Here is a 21373-nt window from a genome sequence, read left to right on the forward strand (position 1 = left end):
AAAATGAAATACAACTATCTCCATAAAACAGGGTGGGTAACTGTCCTGCTGATTCTTACTACGCTGAATATTTATGCGGAAAGCAGAAAGATTCTGATCAATGAATTTATGGCCAGCAACTCCACTACGATTGCCGACGAAGACGGAGATTATCCCGACTGGATCGAACTTTATAATCCGGGCGATGAAGCCATTAATCTGAAAAACTGGTACCTCACAGATAAAGCTGATAATCTTCAAAAATGGGATTTCCCGTCGATTACACTTGGTGCAGGCGAATATTTGCTTGTTTTTGCTTCCGATAAAAAGCGCGATGATCCGAACAGCGAGCTGCATACTAACTTCAAACTCTCGGCTTCGGGCGAATTTTTAGCACTCGTTGAAACCGATGGTACAACTATTTCGCATTCGTTTGGCAACGAATTTCCTCCTCAGCAGGAAGACATTTCTTATGGAATTTACGAAGGACAGCTTGTATTTTTCGACCGTCCTACACCGGGTGCCGAAAACATTGAAGGCAATCTTGTACAGGTACCCCGATTTAGTCATTCTCGCGGCTTTTACGATTCGCCGTTTCAGGTATCGCTTTCGCCGATAAACAGTAACGACAAAATTTACTACACCACAAACGGAACACGTCCTTCAGCCACCACCGGTACTTTGTACAACGGTCCGGTAAGCATTAATACCACTACACCGCTTAGTGCAATAACAATAAGTTCGGGAGGTACTGAAAGTGCCATTGTTTCACACACCTATTTCTTTATTGAAGAAATTGTAAAGCAATCCAACAATCCGGACGGATATCCGGATAACTGGAGCCCGCTAAAATTCAGTTCAGGATTTGCACCGGCTGATTACGAAATGGATCCCGAAATCTGCAACAGCAGCGAATACAAAGATCTAATGGAAGATGCGTTGACATCGATCCCCACGCTTTCGATCGTAACGGACATCCGCAATCTGTTCTCGCACGAGAAAGACGAAGACACCGGGGGTATATACATTTTTACGGGAAATTCGGGAGAAGGAGGCGCAGGAAGCACCTGGGAAAGACCGGTTTCTGTAGAATATTACGACCCCGAAACGGGCAAACAATTCCAGGTAAATTGCGGATTGCGTTTGCATGGCGGCAATAGTCGTATTCCCGAAAACAGTCCAAAACACTCGTTCCGTATTTCATTCAGAAGCCAGTACGGCCCTTCAAAACTAAAGTACAATTTTTATGAAGAACCAACTGCAACAGACGAATTCAATGCACTCGTACTTCGGGCCGGTTACAATTACTCGTGGTTAAAAAATGCACCTGAACAACGTTCAAATGCACAGTATCTTCAAGATCCGTTTACGAAAGTTACACAACGCGCCATAGGACAGGTTTCAGCACACGAGAAGTTTGTTCACCTTTATTTAAATGGATTGTATTGGGGAATGTACAATGTCTCAGAAAAACTCACCAACGATTTTATGGAATCGTACCTGGATGGTGACGAAGATGACTTTGATGTAATTAAAGACCACGGAGGACAAGTAGACGGTTTCTGGACAGCCTGGAGCAACCTCTATCAGTTTTCAAGCAACGGGCTTTCCGACAATACAAATTATCAAAAAGTACAAGGGAAAAATCCCGATGGAACGACAAATCTTGCCTACGACAATTTGCTCGATGTGGAAAACCTGGCCGGATACATGCAGTACAACATTTATATCGGGAATGAAGACTGGGACCACAACAACTGGATTGCGGCCAGAAACCGCGTAACCAACGATGCCGGGTTTCGCTTTTTTACCTGGGATGCCGAAACATCGATGACCGATCTTAATTACAACAATGCCGATGAGAACAACGATGAAAATCCAAGTGGTTATTACAACAAGCTGCAAGGCAACGAAGACTTTAGAATGTTGTTTGCCGATTTGATTCAAAAGAATTTTTTTAACGGCGGCCCGTTAACGCCTGAAGCTGCCATTGAACGCTATACTGAACTTAGCAACGAAATCGACCTGGCGATCATCGCTGAATCGGCTCGTTGGGGCGACTACCGAAAAGACGTGTCTCCTTCCGACGGTGTTCGTACATTATATACCCGAAATGACCACTGGCTAAAACGCAATCAGGATCTGATCAATAATTATTTCCCGTACCGGACCGACATTGTGCTGCAGCAATTTCGCAATTTGGGCTTGTTCCCGAATATTGAAGCGCCTGTTTTTAGCCACAAGGGAGGTGAACTGCAACAAGCTGTAACACTTGGTATGACCACCAATTACGGCGATATTTATTACACCACCAATGGCAGCGATCCGCGCGAACAGATCACATCGGCAATTTCGGAACAGGCTCAGTTGTACACCGGCGAAGTTCCGATTGAATCGGCACAAATTGTTAAAGCACGTGCAATATCGGGCAGTGAATGGTCGCCAATTACCACGGCAGTATTCGACCTGGTAACCGATGCCGGTTTTATTGCCGATAACCGGGAGCCAAAAAGTGGAGCTTACCCAAATCCTTTTACTGAATCAACACGGATTTATTTCAATCAAAATTCGGCAGGACAGGTGGAAGTTGACGTTTACTCGGTTGATGGAAACTGGATTGAAAAAGTGTATAGCGGGTATAAAACAGAAGGATATAATGAAGTTTTGTGGAATCCGAAAAAAATAGATAGAGGAATTTACATTTACCGTGTACAGGTTGAAGAACAGGTATATTCGGGAAAACTTATTAGAAAGGCAGATAGATAAAAATCAACTTACTTTTTATTATTCTGTTCAAACTTGAGGATAACATCTGCTCCCGACGTTTTAGAGCTCCCACTTTGCAGACGAAGGAATAATTTGTCGTTGAGTTCATATTCCACGGTAAAGGTTTCAGGTGTGATCTCGTCTCCTTCAGCTTCACCAAAACCTCGTTCGTAAATTACAAAAATGTCGTTGGTAATGTATTTCCCTACCACAAAAGCAGCGCTTTGCCAGCTCTCGGTAGCTGTAACTTCAATCATATCCAGGTTTAGCTGAGTACCGATTGTTCTGCTGAGTTGCGAAGTAATTAAACTTGCTACTGCGTTTGAACCTACCGATGCTATCAGTCCGTTTTGTTCACCAAAACCTATGTTGTCTGCAGTAGTTCCAAACAACAATACTGACACTCCGTCATTCTCCGTTACTTCTGTATCATCGAGTCTGAAACTTATATTTGGCTCTTCAAGTGTTCCGGTCACCAGCAGATCGAGGTACCGTTTTTCACGGTCCTGTCCCCTAAAAACATATTGTGCGGTAAAGTTGAGCGTCGGATCAAACTCTTCTCCTCCGTTAAAAATTATCTGGCTCTTTTTGATGTTCAGTTTTTTGCCGTATAGAATGTAATGACCTCTCATAATTTCAATCTCGCCGAACAATTCGAAATAAGGGCCACGTTTTACTACATCCACATCTCCGTTAAGTTCCAGACGCATATCAGCACTTCTTAACCATGTATTTCGGGGAATTTCAACCCGCAACCGACCTGTTATATTATTAAAGAGATCGGCTAAGTCATTTTTCTTTTTAATTTGTAAACTATCCAGTACAATCATCGTATCCTCGCTACTTTGCAGCGCCTCCACCAGCATGGGGACATCATCTTCAGTATCCTGAAAGCCACCTTTGAAAAGGGCTGGCAAATACACGTCGGACCGAAGCACAGTAATGTGGCCTCCAAACTCGGGATGGTCTCTACCCGTTTTCAGGAAAGTATTTGCATCAATTAAAACCTCGAAACTTTTGTTCCTGGCAATTAAGAAGTTATTGGCATCGGCTTCCAGTGTTGACGATATGATATTACCTTTTACAATGGTCGAGTCAAATTCAAGATCTCCACTCACAGAGATCAAACCGTTTTTCTGCTGAATAAAAATGGTATCGATACTTACCTTGTTCCCGTCAAATAATACAGAGGTCTTTAGATCAGTAAAATCGAGACCAAGTTGTTTGTTTTGGTACTTTACCTTGTCGAGATTGATGTTACCGTAAATTTGCGGACTATTAAAATCGCCACTGGCTCTTAAGTTTGCATTAATCACCCCTCTCAAACTGTCGTTAGGAATAAACTCGGAGAAATGCTCTCCTATTCTAATATCACCAAAATTCAGCTCTGCATTAAATGAATCAGGTTCCGAATAAATAAATTTCAACGAATCCATATAAGCATCGAAATAGGATGAAGCATTGGCATAAAAACCTTCGCCGAGTTCCGGAATCTCCAGATGAATTTCTCCTTGCTGATTAAGATAATTGATTTCCCCTTTAATGGAAGTAAAATCATAAACACCGTAGCCCGGGTCCTGAACTTCGAAAGTAGTTGAAAGAATGGGATCGCGTGCCGTACCTTTAAGATCTAAATCGGCATCCAAAATACCTCTAAACGTATCTTTAGAAGAGATGAAGCGATTAAATTGCCCGAGATTAAGATCAGATAGTTCCAGGTGAATTGAATTGGTGTCGGCAGTAGAAATTTTCCCATTGGCACTTAACAGAAATTCAGGTGCATTTCTGTCGAGCAGCAAAAAGCTGTCCAACTCAATTTTATCCATACCATAAAGTGTAGCTTTCGTAGAATCTTTTAGAAAATAATTTGATAACATTGTGTTTGCCTCAAGGTTTGAAACGCTGAACACCATCGTATCTCCAAGCAAAAAGCTGGTTGTAATAGCTAAATCCAATGTGTCTTGTACGCTGATACCGGCTGTTAAATCAAGTTTATTGTTCATGTATTCCATATCAACAGTAACAGAATCAAGCGGTATTTGCGCATACTCCACTCCACCACTTACCGCTTCGACGGACACCTTTAAGGAATCAGGATGAATGTTCACTTCGTAAGAAGCATAGGTCGTTCTCAAACTGGCATTATAACCCAAGGCGTCAAATACATCAGCTTTGCCCTGAATGTTTAATTGGTTTACTGGTCCATGAACACGTGCAAAAGCAGATACGGAATCGAAGGATAAAGGCAACTCTACCCAATGTTTTATCAGCCATAAAGAATCAATATCTGCAACGGCGTTTACATCCAGAGTAAGTGAATCGATATTAAATTCTCCTTTTGCTCCGGCATCGATACCCGGAGCGAAAATTTCGAGTGTATCCACCTGAATATTGCTTTTTTGCCACGATAAAGACGACGTAAGACTATCGACTGATAAGTTATATATGCTGCTTTTCGTCAAATGGAGATCAGCAAGGGCAGACATATCTTTAAAATTAAATCCCCGACCATCGGCTTTAATCAGACCATTAACTACAGTTTGTTCCATTACCGGGAAAAAGGCCGAAACATTGAACTGATCTGCAAAAATATCAAGTGAGTATATTTGGTTTGAAGTTACCTCTTTAACTTCTCCTTCAGTTGACAAATTCCCAAAATCGGAAGTCAACGCAAGTTTACCATTTATGTTATCGCTTTGCCAGGTACCATCCATGGTTAAGGTTTTAAACTTCACTGAATTGTATTCAGAGTTGCTTAAGTTGGCTTTTACATGCGTAAAAGACTGTGGATCAAGCATATTCTTTCCGTCCAGATCAACACTACCTTCCAACAGTGTTTCAATATTTTCAACCTCCAGCCAGTGTTCAACACTGAAATCCTTAAAAAGCAACTGCACAGTATACGGAATTGGCCCTTTGTTACTAACTAACTGCGACATGGGGCCAAGTTCAATATCAGCATTTATCACTTCTTCTTCATGTTGAAGTTGTATCGATGCCACTAATTTATCGTTTTCAGTTTCGAACCGGGTTTGCAAACTTGGTGAACACAACAGCTTTAATCCAGGGATGAAAATGGTAAGTTCATCCTTATCAATTCGCGAAGCATCAACATCGGCATTCATATTTTCTAATGCCTTGTATGTACCATCGGTATTTAACGCCGACTGTTCAGTTCGTACCCTGAAACTGTCAATTTGAATACCCTGATCATTCATAGCGTACAAGCCGCTTATTTCATTAACAACCAAAGAAGGATTCAGCGTAGTAAAGTTCAATTCTTTCAGATTAATCCTAAGCTTACCGGATGAGATTCCAGCTTTTAGAAGCAAGTTGAGATTATCCACCCTTTCGGGAATAGTTTCAGAAAAAGCAGTAACAAATACCCCCCCTCCCTTTATGGCAACAGCTCGTAAATTAATTCTTAAAGGAAAAGGTTTTTGTTTTTTAGTCTTTTCATTACCCGTGGCGGTAAAATAAGAACCGATGTTCCATGAACTGTCTTTTTCCTGCCAAAGTTTGATTTCAGGAGCATTAATTACCAACGAGTCGATATGAAGCTCTCCTGCTGTAAGCGGAAGTAGTTTATACTTCAACCTGATTGAGGCAAAATTAGCCACTTCATGTTCCCCATCGATCAGTCTTATCTGTTCTAATTCAATATCCCGATAAAAACTTCCGTTTAACTCTTCAATCTCCAAATTCAGGTTAAGATGCCTTTCGGCTTCAAGAATTAGCCGTTCTTTGACTTTCTCCCTAAAAAAAGCTGTTTGGGTAAGCAGCGATAATACCAGGATTATCAGTAGTAATCCTGTCAAAAAAATAAAACTGTATTTTGCTACTTTTCGCATAAGTTTAAAATGTGTGACCAATATTAAAATGAATCTGCCACTTCGTTAATGAGTCAAAAACCGGACGTGCAAACTCCAGTCCGGCCGGGCCAATCGGAGTTTTATAATGAAAACCAACGCCGGAGGAATAGTGCAGATCGTTCAGATGATAACTAAAAGAGTTTTCCCATACATTGCCGGCATCGGTAAAAAGACTCACTTTGAACTTCCTTCCAATATCAATCCTTAGCTCAGCACTTCCTTCCAGCAGACTGTTCCCTCCCACCGGGATTCCCAGTTCGTCTTTCGGACCAAGTTCACTGCGTGCCCAGCCCCTGACCGAATAACTACCTCCTGCAAAAAAACGTTCTTCAGGAGGTATATAATCGTATTCATCAGTCCGCACAATCCCACCCATTTTTACTTTCATGGCCATAATAACGCCTCTCGTAATCCCCGCATATGTTTTAAATTCAGTAATCACCCTAACAAAAGGCATCTCCGTTTGTCCAAAGAGATCGTTTGTCTTGGTATTCATGGAAATCACATATCCGTGCACAGGATCAAGAATGGGCTCTGAGTTATTGTAAACCAATCCCACTGAAAATCCTGATTTACTGTAATACGTTTCGTCAGCCGTTTGATCTTTACTATCTGTTGTGTGGATAGTGTAATTGTCGACGTCCTCGAAAATGTAACCGATTGAGGTACTAAGAGCTTTAGAAAAATTTTGCAGAAAAGTAACCGTAAATCCACGCTTATCAAGTTGAAATCCGGGTTCGTTCTGCCTTAATAAATACGGATTTAATGTTAAGGTATTAAAGTAAAACAGAAAAGACGGTTGCGAGAATTTAAGGTAAATGTTATAGGGTTCCAGACCGGAATGCTTGGCAAATAGATTCAGACGTCCGGTGTTTGTTAAAAAACTAAGGTACTGAAGATCGGTATAAGCCCTGAACTTATCTTCCCTTCCGTAACCCACTCCAAACCTGGTAGTCCACCGTGGTGCTTCACGAACAGTAATAGTTATCGGAAGTGTGTCTTGTTTGTTGGCTTGCAACTCTGTTCGCACCGATGCTACCCTGTAATTTCCCTGGTTATAGATTTGTTCCTGTGCCTGATCGATCTTCTTTTTCGACCACAAATCCCCTTCCTCGTAATTTACCTGGCGTAATATGCTTTTGTCGGGCACTCTTTCATTGCCCCTAACAAGTGTTTTACCAAAATAAGAAAGTGGTCCGCGGTCAATATTCCAGTTAATTTCAGCTGTATTTTCGGTGGTATCTACCTTCAGGCCCGACTCTACTTTTGCATAGGGGTACCCGCGGTTATAAAATACTTCTGAAATGACTCGCCGGTCGTAGTTTACTGATTCATCCCTGAAAATTTTTTCTGCTTCCGACTCCATTTGCAACTGCATTTTACGAACTTCACGAGGTAACAACGCTTTTTCCAACTGAAGCGCCGAATCTACTTCGAATGTAATTCCGGAAATTATTACAGGTTCATGTTCCTGAATCCGAACGATAAGTTCAACCTTATTCTTTTCATTTACCTTAACATTAGGCGCCAAAAACTTCACGTCTAAAAATCCTTCCATCTGATAAAAAATGCGCAAACGGTTGATGTCCTGGTTGTATAGCGATTGAGTATAAATAACGGGTTGTTTACCCATTATTTTTTCTTTGAACCACGAATTCGACTCCATGATCATCTGATCGCGCAAGGGTGAGGCTTTGATACTCTTGTTCCCTTCGAAGCTGATCTTGCCTATAATGAGACCTTCCTGCCCTGATACCGAAAGGGCAATAATTAAAACAACTATGAAAAGAAATACAGGTTTCACCTTATTTTTTTGTTCAGTTAAAGATAAGCAAGGGATTGAATAAATTAAAAATTTGTCGGTGGATTACTTGGTCAAAATTGAGTTTCACCTGATTTTCAGCAAGAATGAAAAAAAGGATAATCGATTGATATGATCGCTAATTGTTTTATTGATTGACTTCTCTTTTTGAATTTTGCTCACGAACATCGAAAAAGATGGTGATCATGGCTATATCGCGCAAAAAATCGAGCTTTTCAATCTGGTAGCGTTTTATTTTAATACCTGTTCTGATCTCCAGATCATTCAACAATTCCTCTTCCTTTTTGTGATGAAGATTTTCAATGTTCTCGTAAACAACTACGAGCGAATCCACCTGCCTCAACATCAATGCCTTTTCAAGAATCCATAAAGTGCCGATCAGCATTAGATTCACCAAAATCAGCTCCAGGTATCCAATGTAGTCCCTGGCTAAAGCATTGATTACAGACACTGCGATGATGACAAACAAATAGGTCATCTCTTTTGGCGGAATGGTATCGGTCCGGTAGCGAATGATACCAAAAATGGCAAACAGCCCAAGCGCAAATCCCAGTTCAAGCTTTACATTCTCGAGAAGATAGACCAAGAGAAATACTGCCGCACTAATGGCAATATAGCTGAAATAAAATTCTTTCTTTTTACTCATTCGGGAATACAACAGAACAACCAGTGCTGCTGTAAGAAGATTAAATACAAAACGAATGACAACTTCAGGAAAAAGGTCAGTAGTAAATGAATTGATATCGAAAATTGTTAAAATACTCATTCTTGATTAGTTAGTTTGCGTTCCAAAAATAGCAGTTTTCTTTTAAATCTGTTTTGTTTGAGTGTATCGTCTAATAATGCGCGACCGGTGCAGTATTTCGAAAGTCCGCGCTGCCGGATCTGCATGCTGCGAAGTACATTTTGCAGAGGCGACAGTTTAAGGTTTCGGCTTCTTTTTAATTCAAAAATTACTAGTCCCGGAATCGTTTTTTTTCCCAGCTCATTCCGAAACTCCGGCACAATATCTATGGTACACCGATCCTGCATTTTCTTGTTGATCAGTGTCATTCGGGTGTATCGAACATGGAGTTTTTTTGTGAGTTCCTCTGACGACAACGGCAGTGATCCTTCCAAAAAATCGACTTCGGGCTGAAAGAATCCGGTATTGCTGTTTTCCGATTCCAGCCGGGTTTTTATTACCCGCTTTTTGGGTGTTTTTAATTTTACTTCCAGGAAACTCTTCTGATTGACAATGTATTCACGGTAACGAACCTTGTGCCTGTTCACCCGCATATTATGGTGTTTCAGGTAGAACACATCATCTTCGGTATCAAAATAATCGTTCCTGTACTCCATCAAACGTTCGCCGTCAATTTCCAAAATATAATATTCGTCCTGAAGTTGTTGAAGCAGTCCTTCAAGTTTTTGAAATGGGAACCAATATTTACAATCGATACGGTTCATCAGTTTCACCGCTGCTGCTTCTTCCAGCGAAACGGGCTCAAATTGAGCTGCTATTTCTTTAATTCGTTCCAAATTATTACTCCTGTCTATTTTTTAACTTCAATACTATACGATCCCGAACCTACTTTTATTGTTGCACTATTGTTTTGATATTCAATGTCTGCTTCCTGCAATTTTTCACCGTCCTGAAGTATTTCTTCCCGGTTTTTGGCCGGCAAGATAATAATTGCATCTGAATTTACAGGAATACTTACCTCAAGTCTGAAAGTTTCTTTGTCATCTTTCCATGATGAAACCACAGTTCCGTATGGCGTTTCAAAGGAAGTATCGGTGTTTTTGATCCCTCCAACTACCTGCGGTTCAATTATAACTTGCTTATACGCCACCGACTTTTCAGTTTGCCCGATGCCTCCAAGTCCGTTGTAAAACCATTCCATAATGTGTCCGAGCATCAAATGGTTGTTCGAAACCACTTCCAGCGCTGGCCACGATTCGGTGAGTGCAGTTGCACCTTTTTTCAGCTGATAACCATAGCCCGGAACATCGTTGCGGGCATTCATTTCGAAAAGTAATTCACCTTGCCCGTTATTCTGGAGTGCTTTTACGAGGTAATTAAAGCCGATATCTCCTGCAGTCAACGCGTTATCGGAATTATGAATCGATTCTACCAAAGTTTGCACAACAGCTTCGTGGTTTTCGGCCTCCACCAAACCGACTACCAGCGGCATGGCAATAGCCGTTTGGCTTCCGGTAGAATACACTTTTGTTTCAGGATTAAAAAAATTAGCATTAAACGCTGTTTTTATTTCTGATGCCCAATCGGCCAGTTCATTCACCTTTTCCTGCTTCCCGATCAAAGCGGCCATTTTCGTCATCAGTTTTACATCGTAAAAATAGATGGCCGTTGCAGTGAGCGACCGTGGTGTGAGTTGCGGAAATCCCGGTCGTTCCGGCCCCAGATCGTACCAATCGCCCAAACCATGATCGACAATGTGATTTTCAGACCGGCTTTCGAGGTAGGCTACATAGCGTTCCATCATCGGCCAGGCTTTTATCATCGGCTCCAAATCGCCGTACCATTTGTAAATCAACCATGGAAGAATCACCGCTGCACTTCCCCACTCGGGCGAATCGCGGAAATCGCCGTTGGCAAAATCGAACAGGACATATTCAGGAGCGATCGTTGGTACCAAACCTTCGGCCGTTTGTGCCTCAATCATGTCATCAACAATTTTACAATATGCATTGTAGATATCGAAATTATAATGCACGCTGCCCCCCATAAGGAAAGACTGTTCGAGCCAGCCCAGTTTTTCGCGGTGCGGGCAGTCGGTGAGCACGCTCTGAAAATTACTTTGAATCGCCCATTTTATCAAGGTATCAATTTGGTTGAAAAGTTCAAAAGAGGTATGAAAACTTCCCGTTTCGGGTGAAGCATTTCGGTTGTGTAACATTTTCAGACTAACAATTTTGGGCCGGTCAGAACTTGAATTATCTTTTGCCGGAATTCCACCATCAACCTGAATATAGCGAAAACCGTAATAGGTAAATCGTGGCCGCCAGGTTTCTTCACCATCACCTTTAAGCACGTAGGTATAATAGTGGGGCCGACCGGTAGCTCGCTGATTTGCTGTATTGTCCTCCGATATCAGTTCCGAAGGTATTAGAACAATGGAATCTCCCGCATTCCCTTCAACGCTTATTTCAAAAATCCCTGAAGCATTTTGGCCAAAATCGTACAAGAACGCGTTTTCGGCACCTTCAATCTTAGTGATTTTTTGAGGCTGTAATTCTTGTGTGAGTTTCACGGGGTAATCGGTTTCGGGACGCAATACATCGGTGGTGGGTTCCACCTCCATCACATCGTGCCAGGAACTTTCATCAAATCCGGCTTCATCCCAGCCTGCCTGCTCAAGGCGGGCATCGTAATTTTCGCCGCCAAAAATACTCGAAAAGGTTATCGGGCCGGGTGCTGTTTTCCACCTTTTATCCGAAATGATATCTTCTTCACTTCCATCCTGATAAACCAATTTCAACTTCATGATCATCATCGGATTTCCATAAGCCGTCATGGTTTTCCGGTAGCGCTCGTTGGGAACAATAAAAAAACCGTTACCGAGCATCATGCCCACCGCATTTTTACCGGAGTGAAGTTGTTCGGTGCAATCGTAAGTATTGTATAAAATAGTTTCGTCGTAATTGGTCCAGCCGGGTGAAATAAAGCGGTCACCCAATTTATCTCCGTTTAAACGCATTTCGTAATGACCAAGTCCGGATACAAAAACAAGGGCTTGTTTCAATCCTTCTTTCACTTCAAACTCTTTTCGCAAAAGCGGTAATTTGTGTAAACCCTGATCCTTTCCGCTCCACGATTTTCCGGGAAGATGAATACCGGGAACAATTCTTTTTTCTTCAGGTAGTTCATCGTAAGCAATCCACTTTGCTCCACTCCAATCCTGTTCCGTAAAAAGTCCGGTTGTAAATGATCTTATTTCACTCCAGTTTGATTGATTGTTGTAATTGTCCCAGGTTTTTACCCTCCAGAAATACGTTTGTCCGTTGTTGAGTTTTGGCCCGGTGTAATTAACCAGAATGCTTTTATCACTTTCAGTTTTCCCCGAATCCCAGGCAGGCGCAGAAAAATCGCTTTGCTCTGAAACCTGAACCTGATATGCGGTTTGCAACACATTCTTTTCTGAGGAAGTCAATTTCCAACTAAAAAAGAAAGAATCAGAAGCTACACCAGTGGCATTCTCCATGTGGTTAACCGAGGATGAAAGTATGCTTAATTCGCCGGATTTTTTGCACGCTGAAAACTGCAGTAAAAAAATCATGGAGGCAAAGAAGATTAGCATACGATTCATTTTCATCGAACGGTTCTTTTTTAGGTTAGCGCCGTTAACAGTTCTAAGTACTGTAACGATTATTGTTTTTGAAATAATCATATTCCTGCCTTTACAAAATTATTTAAAGTATAAAGTTTTCCTATCACAAATGTTTTGAATAGTTGACATATTGCTTTTTACCTGCTTTTATTGGGCTTGCAGACCATTTATCGATTAAGCTCTTCAAAAAATCAGTTGGCCTGTTCCTGTATTTCGCTTACGGCTTTCTTTCGCCAGTAATTTCCCAATACCGATCCAGAAATGTTCATCCACGGACTAAATACAGCTGCTGCCAAACCCAATGTTGCCAGTTTGCCCATTACACCTGCCAGCCCCGATGCCATTCCTCCGTTTTGCAGACCAACCTCCAATGCTACCGTCCGGCAGGAGTTTTTATCCAACCCAAACAATCGACTTAATCCGTAGCCAAAAGTGTAGCCCAGCGAATTGTGCATGACTGAAGCCAGTAACATCAGCAAACCGATGGATAATATATTTTCGCGGGCGGCTGCTGTGGTTACCAGGGTGAAATAAACGATTCCAAACATCGACAGTTTTGGCATAAAATTACGGAGCGTTCCCCAGCACTGCGTGGCCAGATAATATAATTTTCCCACCACAAAAGCTCCAGCAAAAAATGATAATAATTCAAATAGTTTTAAACCGGCATATTCGAAATTACCTTCAAGCACCTTCCAGAAACCAAGCGAAATAGCAATAAGCCATAACACCGACAGCACAAAAACAGCGTTTACGCGTTTTATCCATTTTCTGGAGCCGGTATTAAAAACGTCGTACAACATGGCTGCTCCAATCGGTACAATTACAATCTGGATGATCTGCACAAACATATCCCAGAATTTCACCTCAACATAAGTACCCGCCAGAACTTTCATCCAGAAAGGCGTCATAATCGGAGCCAGCAAAGTGGCTACCGAAGTTAAGGTCACTGAAAGTGTAAGGTTCGCGCGAGCCAGGTAAACCATTACATTCGAGGCCAGCCCACTTGAGCAAGAACCGATCAAAATAATTCCGGCAGAAATTTCGGGTTCAAAATTAAAGATCCGGGTCAGTGTAAATCCCACAATGGGCATGATGGTGAACTGGCTGAGTACGCCTACAAAAACACCTTTCCCCATGGTTTTAATATGGCCAAAATCGCGAAAACTCATTTGTGTTCCCATACCAAACATCACCAACTGTACGATAAACATGATGACCCATTTGTTGCGCAGATCGAATTCTCCCCAGCTTAAAAAAGCCGATGGATACAACATTCCGCAAACAATAGCTACGATGATCCAGGCGGTGTATTGGTACGGGCGTAAACTTTTTACAGATGCCATTCCAAAAGCGATTGCCACCGCTGCAGTAACAGCCAAAGGTTTTGCCACTGCCGTAAACGATAAAACAAATGCCACAACAAGTAACACTAGTGCTGTCAGCCCAATCCAAAGTGCTATTTTCTGCAGCTTCGCCTTCATTTATAAAATTTCAGTAAGATGCTGCACCGCCAGTTCAGGACTGGCAATAATGGGTACTTTTTTGTCTTCTTCAGCTAACTGGTCGACAACGCGTGCCATCGAGGCCTGTGCCAATAAAATCACATCTACCTGTTGCGAAAGCTCTTTAAGTGCCGTAGCCACTTTTTCGTCGTGTACTTCCGGCTTGCCCCCCATTAAGGCTTCGAAAGCGCCTTCGCACAATTTTGAAGTCAGTTCAATGTCTTTCCCGGCCACTACCGCCCGACGACGTACCAAATCGCTGGTGGGTTCAAGGGTTGTCGACAGTGTTGCCACAACGCCAATTTTTTTACCCATCTGCACGGCTTTGTCTGCCATCGGCTGATCGACACGCAAAACCGGAATATCAACAAGTTCTGCCGCCATTTCAACAGCCGGCCCAATGGAAGAACAGGTAACCAGTATAAAATCCGCGCCGGCTTCTTCAGCCGAAGCCACGTGCCCCACCACCCTGCGTGCCGTATCGGGAGTTAATTTGCCGCGTTCAATCGTATTTTTGATCAGGCTATCGTCAGCAATATTAAAAATCTTTAATCCTTTTCCGGCAAGGTATTTATCCGTCAGTTCCTGAAATACCGGAACCAGTGTTGCCGAAGTATGTATCAAACCCAATGTTTTTGCCATAATATTTAAATTTTCCATTTTTTAATCTTTATAAAATAATTCTCGTCTCCTACCTGTCCGCCTTTCAGGTTCACTTCCATACCATTAACCGGAGATGCGTTTGCAAAAGCCTTACACACGGGCGCTCCCGGAAACACAGGCGCGATCATTTCCACGGCTTCAATACCCAGTTCGCGTGCCACATAACCCGATGTATCTCCACCGGCAATAACCATTCGTTTCACCTGAAACTCTTCTAACGCTCTCCGCGCCGATTGCCCCAGAATTTTCCCAAAGCGTTTAGACGTTTCAATACGTCGGGTTTGTTCATCCCAGCCTTTCCCTTCCAACAGCTCTTTTATTTGCTGAACACGCGGATCATCAGGTCCTTTTGACGTGTGAAGAATAACACTTTGCCCCTTTTTGAATGCTGAAATTATTTTTTGCTGATATTCTGTGATAAACGTTTCAGGATCATCCGTATCCATGATCAATGCATCAACGGCAATTTCTTCAAAACCACTTTCCACAGCCCGGGTGATCTGATCGGCAGTTACCGGAGAAACACTGCCGGAAAGCACGAGCATCGGACCACTTGCTTTTAACTCAGTCCAGCTTTGTCGAGGTTGATATCGATTTTCGTCGGCCCAGTAATCGCCCAAAGCTTTTTCAATCCCTGAAGATCCTACTGAAAAAAGTGGCTGCTCTTCAATTACTTGTCGGTCAATCACCGCCCCGATCTTTGCCATCTGTTCATCGCAGATGCCATCAAAAAACAAAATTCGCTTGCCGGCACTGACCTCAACATCTATCTTTTGCTGAATTTCATCAACCTCATTTTGCAGATCGACCAGATCAATCAATCCGATGGGTAGCTGGGTTTGACGCCCTAAATGAACTTGTAAATCACTTTCAGTGGCCGGAGTTACCGGGTGTGCACACATTGAGGGATGCCGGTCGAGGCGGAAAATCTTTCCCTGACTGCCTATTCCCATTCGCGCAAAAAGGTTCCCGAAAGCTGAGTAACGCCCCAGGTGTGGTGCCGCCACCAACACCGGCGTGAAATCGTTTTTGAATATTTTCTGCCCGGTTTCAATGGCTGTTCCTATGTTGCCAATTTCAGGCGATGAATCAAAAGTTGAACACACCTTGTAATGGACATGGCGTGGATTCAACTTTTTCAACTCCGTAAAAGCCTTTGCAAGCGTTTGTTCCATTTCATTTGGAATCATAGCTCGTGTCATTCCGGCAATACCGATCGCCTCAGGATTTCCAAAACGCTCCATTTGTTCCGAAGAAGGATTTTCCAGAAACAAAACCGTTCTTAATCCGGCCCGGGTCAAAAACTCCATCGCGTCGGTCGAACCCGTAAAATCGTCGCCATAAAAAGCCAGTTGTATGTTTTTCGTCAATTCCATTATTAGCTACCCAAACTTTGCCACCGATTCACCAAACTCTTTGAATTCTTTTTCGGCTTGTTCCAATGTCAGTCCGTCAACTGCAGCCTGCCAGGCCTGATGCAAGGCTTTCACTCCGCCAGCTGGTCCTGAAGGATGTGCCATTATTCCGCCACCGGCCATGTAAAGCAGATCGGTCGTTTTTGTTCGTCGCCAGGTTTCAAAAGCCTGTTCGCCCCACTGCCCCGATGAAACCACCGGTAAAACAGCTTCGTTATTCAAAAACGGCGTGTGACAGGATTTTATGGAACGTACCACTGAATCGTCTGATTCCCAAAATTTATTTTGAATGCCGTTCACGTGCATCTGATCAACTCCGGCCATTCGCCATAATTTATTGTATGCCGGAAAATTAATCCCCAGCAAAGGGTGGCGGTTGATCATTCCCCAACCGTTACGGTGACCGTGAATAGATAACTTCCCCCAACTGCAAACTTCTTTCACGCCGGCCCATCCCACACTGTTGATGCTAACCATGGCACACGTTCCACCAGCTTTTACTACTTTCTCGTAGTTGGCTTTCATGGTATCGAGATCGCCGGTGATGTTAAAAGCGTACATCACTTTTTTACCGGTTTTGTCGGCATGGGCATTGATCACCTTCATGATTTTATTGAGCCGAACTTCAAAAGTTGAATTGGCCGTTGAAGTCATCAACTCATCGTCTTTTATAAAGTCGATACCGGCTTCTACCAGTTTTTTTACCAAATCGGCCGTATATTCCGGCGTCAGTCCCACACTGGGTTTTATGATGGTCCCGATCATCGGTCGTTCCGGTCCCACGCCTGCTAAGTCTTTGGTACCTCGCATGCCAAAAACCGGGCCCTCAAAATGTTCCGAAAAAGAAACAGGCAGTTCCAGATCATCCAGTTTTAAACCGGTAAACTGGCGCAACTCGTACAAATTCCCCTGCACCGTGGAAACCAGCGCCGGAATATTGAATCCAAAATTCTCAAGCGACCACGACACTTTCACCTTTGCACGGTGATAGGTACTAAATCCCAGATCGTCACCCGGCATGCTCGGTTCCGAAACATCTCCCAGCAGTTCAATCTCCTCCACCCGGGCAGCAAAACGGGTTTTCAGCTCATCGGTTTCTCCGGGAACGGCTACAAAAGTTCCGCTCGACTGTTCGCCGGCCAGCACCGTTGCTGCTTTCTCCACATCATGTGGTGTTTCTATCAAATATGTTGCAATAATTCGTTCCATCTTAGTTTTGTTTCAACAGGATTTCAATATCTGTTTTTCGTGTTTCAGGCTGAACATCTATAATTCGAACTTCTCCATTTTTGAGTTCGGCTTCCACTGTTGTATTGCCCGGTGCATACAGTTTAAAATGCACATCCCAACCAGGTGGCCACGCCGGGAAAAGATAAATTTTATCGGCGTTGGTTTGCAGCAACATCTCCTGAACACCGATCATTCCCGATCCGCCCCAGTTATGGTCGGGCACCCAATCGAAACCCGGCCCCCAAAAAGCGGGGAAACGCCGGCCGGAATCCTGCAATTTTAATAAGGTGTATTTTACGGCTTCATCTTTCAACCCAAGTCTCGCAGCAAAAATATTGTACTGTTTCCAGCTTTGATGATCCTGGAATTTGATCACATCGGGATCATACAGGTAGGTATTTCTTGCCATATCCAATCCCGGTTTTCCAACCCCGTAAATTCCCCAGGGATAAACCGGGTACAGTTGCGGTGCCTCGGTATTATTGATGCGCTCCCATAATTTTGCGGGTGCGATCATTTTCTTACCATTCATTTCACGAAAACTTATGGGAGGAATACGTTCAAGGAAAGCTTCCCATTTTGTGGTATCAATTTTCTCAGGATATTGATCTTCGATTTCAATCAGTCCTTCGGCAACTTTTTTTAGCGCAACAATTGTTGAAGTGGCATTGGTTGCCATTTTATAGGTTTCGCAGGCCGATCCCGGGTACAATACCAGATCTCCGTTTTCATCGAGTGCTTTTATACCGCGCTGCCTCGCCAGATACTGATAATGCTCGTCGAAAAAGGTCAGGCAACTTTCAATCAATGGAATGTATTCTGTGATATCCATTCCATTATATTGGTGCAATTGCAAAGCCATCCAGCAGATTTCAAGCGCAGTGTCCCACTGGTATTCGAGCCAGGCGTTGTACATCATTCCAGGATCGTAATTTTCTGGTCGTTTCCAACCGTACTCACTTGGATTTGGCAGGCCAAAGTTCTCGATCTGTTCGGTAAAACAGGCACCTTCATGATCCCAGTAATACTTGCTTCGCAGTTCTGCATTATTCAAAAGACGAAGGTAAAATTCCAGTTGAGGTTTCATCATATCGAAATCGCCGGAAGCGAGCATAGGAAAGTATACCAGGCGCTGGTTCTGGGCCGTAAAAGTACCGCCGCCCCAATTCCTGAAATCGGGAGTGAACGGACGCTCTTCGTTAGTAAAAATCGGATCGACTGTAAACAAGCCTCCATTGAATTTTGTGGGGTACTTTCCGTATGCATTACATCCCAGCATATAACGAAACAACTGGTAATTTCGGCCTACCTGCCATTCGGACTTTGATCGATCCTCATTTTCGGGTTGAACAAAAACAAAGCTTCGTTGCCAGTAATTCTGCCACCAGTCCAGCGTCAACTTTCTTGCATCTTTTTGCTTGTTTTCTTTTTCAATACGACTTTCAAGAGCAGCTTTCCATCCATCTACAGTATCAAATTGTCCGGTATTCAAAACAATTTTCAGGTGATGTTTTTTAGCCGCTTCTTTGCTTTTAAGGCTCCAGCTTTTGTATTCTGTTTGGAGGTACTTTCCATCAGAGGTTCCACCCTTAATCAAATTCTCACCCCACATGAAACCTCCAAAAGTGAGATTTTCAAGTGGATTAAAAAGGCTGTCTTTTACGGCATCGAGTTGTTGCTGATTTACCGTAACATCAAACACAGTTTCACCCCGGTTTCGGTGATAAAAAAGTACTGCATTTCCCTCAAAATCAACTTCATCTTTTTTTGTTTTCAGCCCAACCAGTGGTGCCCATTTATAAGAATTCTGAAAACTTTCAAATTTTCTAAGCTCATGGTCCATATACCGCCAGCTTTCGTAGGAAGCCTGAAAACCAATAGCCTCATCACTTTCCGCCTCAACATGAATGCCCGGATCAAACACATCGACCCAAATTTCGAACTTAGTTTCTACGCCATCTTTTTCGGCTGTGATGAGAACATTTCCTCTTTCGAGTTGAAGTTCCTGTCGGAAAATCGCACCATCAAACGGATTCGGATCACACTGAATGCGTACCCGCCCCAGTTTTGGCATGGTGTTGTTTTCGTCGAAAGTGCCGCTTTGTGCCATATAAAAAAGCAGATCTCCGTTTTCTACCCAAACATTCAGGCCAATATCGCCTCCGCCGCAGGGCATTGATTCCGAAGAATTAACACTCTGGCTGTTCCATACCACATTGTAGTTTTCAGGCAACAAGGTTTGTCCCGTCGAGAATGCGGGAATAATCAGAAATAGTATGTACAGAAAGTTTTTCATCCCATTTATAAAAATCACCAATCATCCGAACGGAACGATGAAACCGGTAAACCATCTGTTCCAAACAGGTTACCAAATTCAAAATCCTTGAAGCAGTAGCGAACAGCAACCGGTTTTTCCACGCGAGGTGATGACAGTATCACTGATTTTGTGCGTAAGAAAGCAGTGGCCGGATAGAATACCTTGTTCTCGCCGGCGATCTCAAATCCGCTCAGTTCTTTTCCAAAAGTAGTTAATCCGTTTGCCGCGTTATTAAACGACACAATCACCTGGCTGCCTTTTACTTCAATTGCATTATAGCTTGGGCTTTGATAACTAAAATCGCGGAAGCCATAGGTTTTTGCCAGTGCCCAAAGCGCCAAACGTTCGCCGCCTTCTTTTTTCCGTTTTGGATGAATGCATGTTTCTTCACCAAGATCCATTAATACTGCCATGCCGCTGTTTGGAATAAGATCCATCGCCTTTAACTGTGCTTCACGTAAATAAGCAGAATTGTATTTACCTTTTGGTTCATCGGGTGTAAAAACCGAATAATCGAAAGGAGCGATCTGAGCATAATAAAACGGGAATTCACCGATGCCCCACAAGGTTCGCCACTCTTTCACCATTTTTGGGAACAACTCCAGGTAACTTTCAGGTTCCTGGTAATTGGTTTCGCCCTGGTACCATATACAACCTTTAATGCCATATCCGATTACCGGATTTACCATGCCATTAAAAAGTACGGTTGGAGTCCGGTTTTCAACCAATATTGAATCGCCTGGAGCCGGAATTCCCTTGTCTTCAAAAGCAGTAGAAGTTTCTTTGCTCATCCAGGCCTGAATACAGGAACCGCCCCAACTCACTTCAATCAAGCCAATTGGTACATCGAGCATTTCGTACAATAATTTACCAAAATGATAACCGGTGGCGCTAAAGTTACGGACTGCTGCAGCGTCTGCCTCTTTCCATTTTGCCTCAAAATTATCTTGCGGCGTAGTTTGCGCATTGCGAGGTACGGTAATCATTCGGATATTGTGATTTTCCGACTTTAAAATGTCCATGTTTGATCCCTGAACGGGCTGACCGCGAAATCCCTTCATCGGCATTTCCATGTTCGATTGCCCCGAACAAATCCACACCTCGCCAATCATTACATTATTTATGGTAATGGCTTCTCCATCGCTAATGGTCAGTTCATACGGTCCACCAGCCTCGGGTGTTTGAAGCATCAGTTTCCAATTACCGTCTTTATCAGCCCTGGTTTCAACTGTTTCTTCATTCCACGAACCTTTAACCGCAATGTTTGCGTTTGGATCGCTCCAACCCCAAACGGCTACTTCAGCCTGTTGTTGCAGCACCATGTGGTCGGCAAAAAGTGCCGGAAGTTTTACTTTGGCATTTGATTGAAATCCCAGCAAACAGAACACAAAAAACATGATCAAGACTTGTGTCCTTTTTCCAAATTTTAGTTTAATAATTCTACTCATATTTCTTTTCTATTTAATATCT

Annotated in this window: 12 protein-coding genes; 1 reads left to right on the plus strand and 11 read right to left on the minus strand. The window is 43.0% G+C overall.

The window, feature by feature from the left end; genetic code table 11:
* Positions 1-3: 3 nt before the first annotated feature.
* Positions 4-2745, plus strand: coding sequence for a chitobiase/beta-hexosaminidase C-terminal domain-containing protein (locus tag WFY05_RS19785; RefSeq protein ID WP_340114662.1), 2742 nt, complete (start codon positions 4-6; stop codon positions 2743-2745).
* Between the two features lie 8 nt (positions 2746-2753).
* Here WFY05_RS19785 and WFY05_RS19790 read toward each other — a convergent pair whose 3' ends face one another.
* The 11 genes from WFY05_RS19790 to WFY05_RS19840 all read right to left on the minus strand — a co-directional run bounded on the left by WFY05_RS19790 (position 2754) and on the right by WFY05_RS19840 (position 21351).
* Positions 2754-6596 carry a translocation/assembly module TamB domain-containing protein gene (locus WFY05_RS19790; protein WP_340114663.1) on the minus strand — a complete coding sequence of 1281 codons (3843 nt, stop codon included), beginning with the start codon at positions 6594-6596 and terminating at the stop codon, positions 2754-2756.
* Between the two features lie 4 nt (positions 6597-6600).
* Entirely contained in the window at positions 6601-8421 is a 1821-nt protein-coding gene (locus WFY05_RS19795; RefSeq protein ID WP_340114664.1) for a BamA/OMP85 family outer membrane protein, read from the minus strand.
* A gap of 145 nt (positions 8422-8566) precedes the next feature.
* Positions 8567-9205, minus strand: coding sequence for a DUF4956 domain-containing protein (locus WFY05_RS19800; protein WP_340114665.1), 639 nt, complete (start codon positions 9203-9205; stop codon positions 8567-8569).
* A complete protein-coding gene (locus tag WFY05_RS19805) occupies positions 9202-9960 on the minus strand; it encodes a VTC domain-containing protein (RefSeq protein ID WP_340114666.1) in 759 nt (252 codons plus the stop codon). The genes WFY05_RS19800 and WFY05_RS19805 overlap by 4 nt, the downstream gene beginning before the upstream one ends.
* 14 nt (positions 9961-9974) lie before the next feature.
* Positions 9975-12758 carry a family 78 glycoside hydrolase catalytic domain gene (locus WFY05_RS19810; protein ID WP_340114667.1) on the minus strand — a complete coding sequence of 928 codons (2784 nt, stop codon included), beginning with the start codon at positions 12756-12758 and terminating at the stop codon, positions 9975-9977.
* A 206-nt stretch (positions 12759-12964) separates the two neighbouring features.
* A complete protein-coding gene (locus tag WFY05_RS19815) occupies positions 12965-14257 on the minus strand; it encodes a bile acid:sodium symporter family protein (RefSeq protein ID WP_340114668.1) in 1293 nt (430 codons plus the stop codon).
* Positions 14258-14920: an aspartate/glutamate racemase family protein gene (locus WFY05_RS19820; protein ID WP_340114669.1), complete on the minus strand. Its 663-nt coding sequence runs from the start codon at positions 14918-14920 to the stop codon at positions 14258-14260.
* A gap of 5 nt (positions 14921-14925) precedes the next feature.
* Complete coding sequence (locus tag WFY05_RS19825; RefSeq protein WP_340114670.1) at positions 14926-16317, minus strand: four-carbon acid sugar kinase family protein; 1392 nt, start codon at positions 16315-16317, stop codon at positions 14926-14928.
* Positions 16318-16323: 6 nt separating this feature from the next.
* Positions 16324-17565 (minus strand): ribulose-bisphosphate carboxylase large subunit family protein, encoded by a 1242-nt coding sequence (locus WFY05_RS19830; RefSeq protein ID WP_340114671.1) that lies wholly within the window; start codon positions 17563-17565, stop codon positions 16324-16326.
* Position 17566: 1 nt separating this feature from the next.
* Positions 17567-19882, minus strand: coding sequence for a DUF5703 domain-containing protein (locus WFY05_RS19835; protein ID WP_340114672.1), 2316 nt, complete (start codon positions 19880-19882; stop codon positions 17567-17569).
* 14 nt (positions 19883-19896) lie between these two features.
* Positions 19897-21351, minus strand: coding sequence for a sialate O-acetylesterase (locus tag WFY05_RS19840; protein WP_340114673.1), 1455 nt, complete (start codon positions 21349-21351; stop codon positions 19897-19899).
* Between the last annotated feature and the right edge of the window lie 22 nt (positions 21352-21373).

This window comes from Maribellus mangrovi, assembly GCF_037646455.1.
GTDB classification, from domain to species: domain Bacteria; phylum Bacteroidota; class Bacteroidia; order Bacteroidales; family Prolixibacteraceae; genus Draconibacterium; species Draconibacterium mangrovi_A.

What these genes read in the sequence shown, in the direction of transcription:
- WFY05_RS19800 (WP_340114665.1), bottom strand. Translation starts at nt 9,205, where the DNA reads ATGAGTATTTTAACAATTTTCGATATCAATTCATTTACTACTGACCTT.
- WFY05_RS19825 (WP_340114670.1), bottom strand. Translation starts at nt 16,317, where the DNA reads ATGGAATTGACGAAAAACATACAACTGGCTTTTTATGGCGACGATTTT.
- WFY05_RS19810 (WP_340114667.1), bottom strand. Translation starts at nt 12,758, where the DNA reads ATGAAAATGAATCGTATGCTAATCTTCTTTGCCTCCATGATTTTTTTA.
- WFY05_RS19785 (WP_340114662.1), top strand. Translation starts at nt 4, where the DNA reads ATGAAATACAACTATCTCCATAAAACAGGGTGGGTAACTGTCCTGCTG.
- WFY05_RS19840 (WP_340114673.1), bottom strand. Translation starts at nt 21,351, where the DNA reads ATGAGTAGAATTATTAAACTAAAATTTGGAAAAAGGACACAAGTCTTG.
- WFY05_RS19830 (WP_340114671.1), bottom strand. Translation starts at nt 17,565, where the DNA reads ATGGAACGAATTATTGCAACATATTTGATAGAAACACCACATGATGTG.
- WFY05_RS19815 (WP_340114668.1), bottom strand. Translation starts at nt 14,257, where the DNA reads ATGAAGGCGAAGCTGCAGAAAATAGCACTTTGGATTGGGCTGACAGCA.
- WFY05_RS19820 (WP_340114669.1), bottom strand. Translation starts at nt 14,920, where the DNA reads ATGGCAAAAACATTGGGTTTGATACATACTTCGGCAACACTGGTTCCG.
- WFY05_RS19790 (WP_340114663.1), bottom strand. Translation starts at nt 6,596, where the DNA reads ATGCGAAAAGTAGCAAAATACAGTTTTATTTTTTTGACAGGATTACTA.
- WFY05_RS19835 (WP_340114672.1), bottom strand. Translation starts at nt 19,882, where the DNA reads ATGAAAAACTTTCTGTACATACTATTTCTGATTATTCCCGCATTCTCG.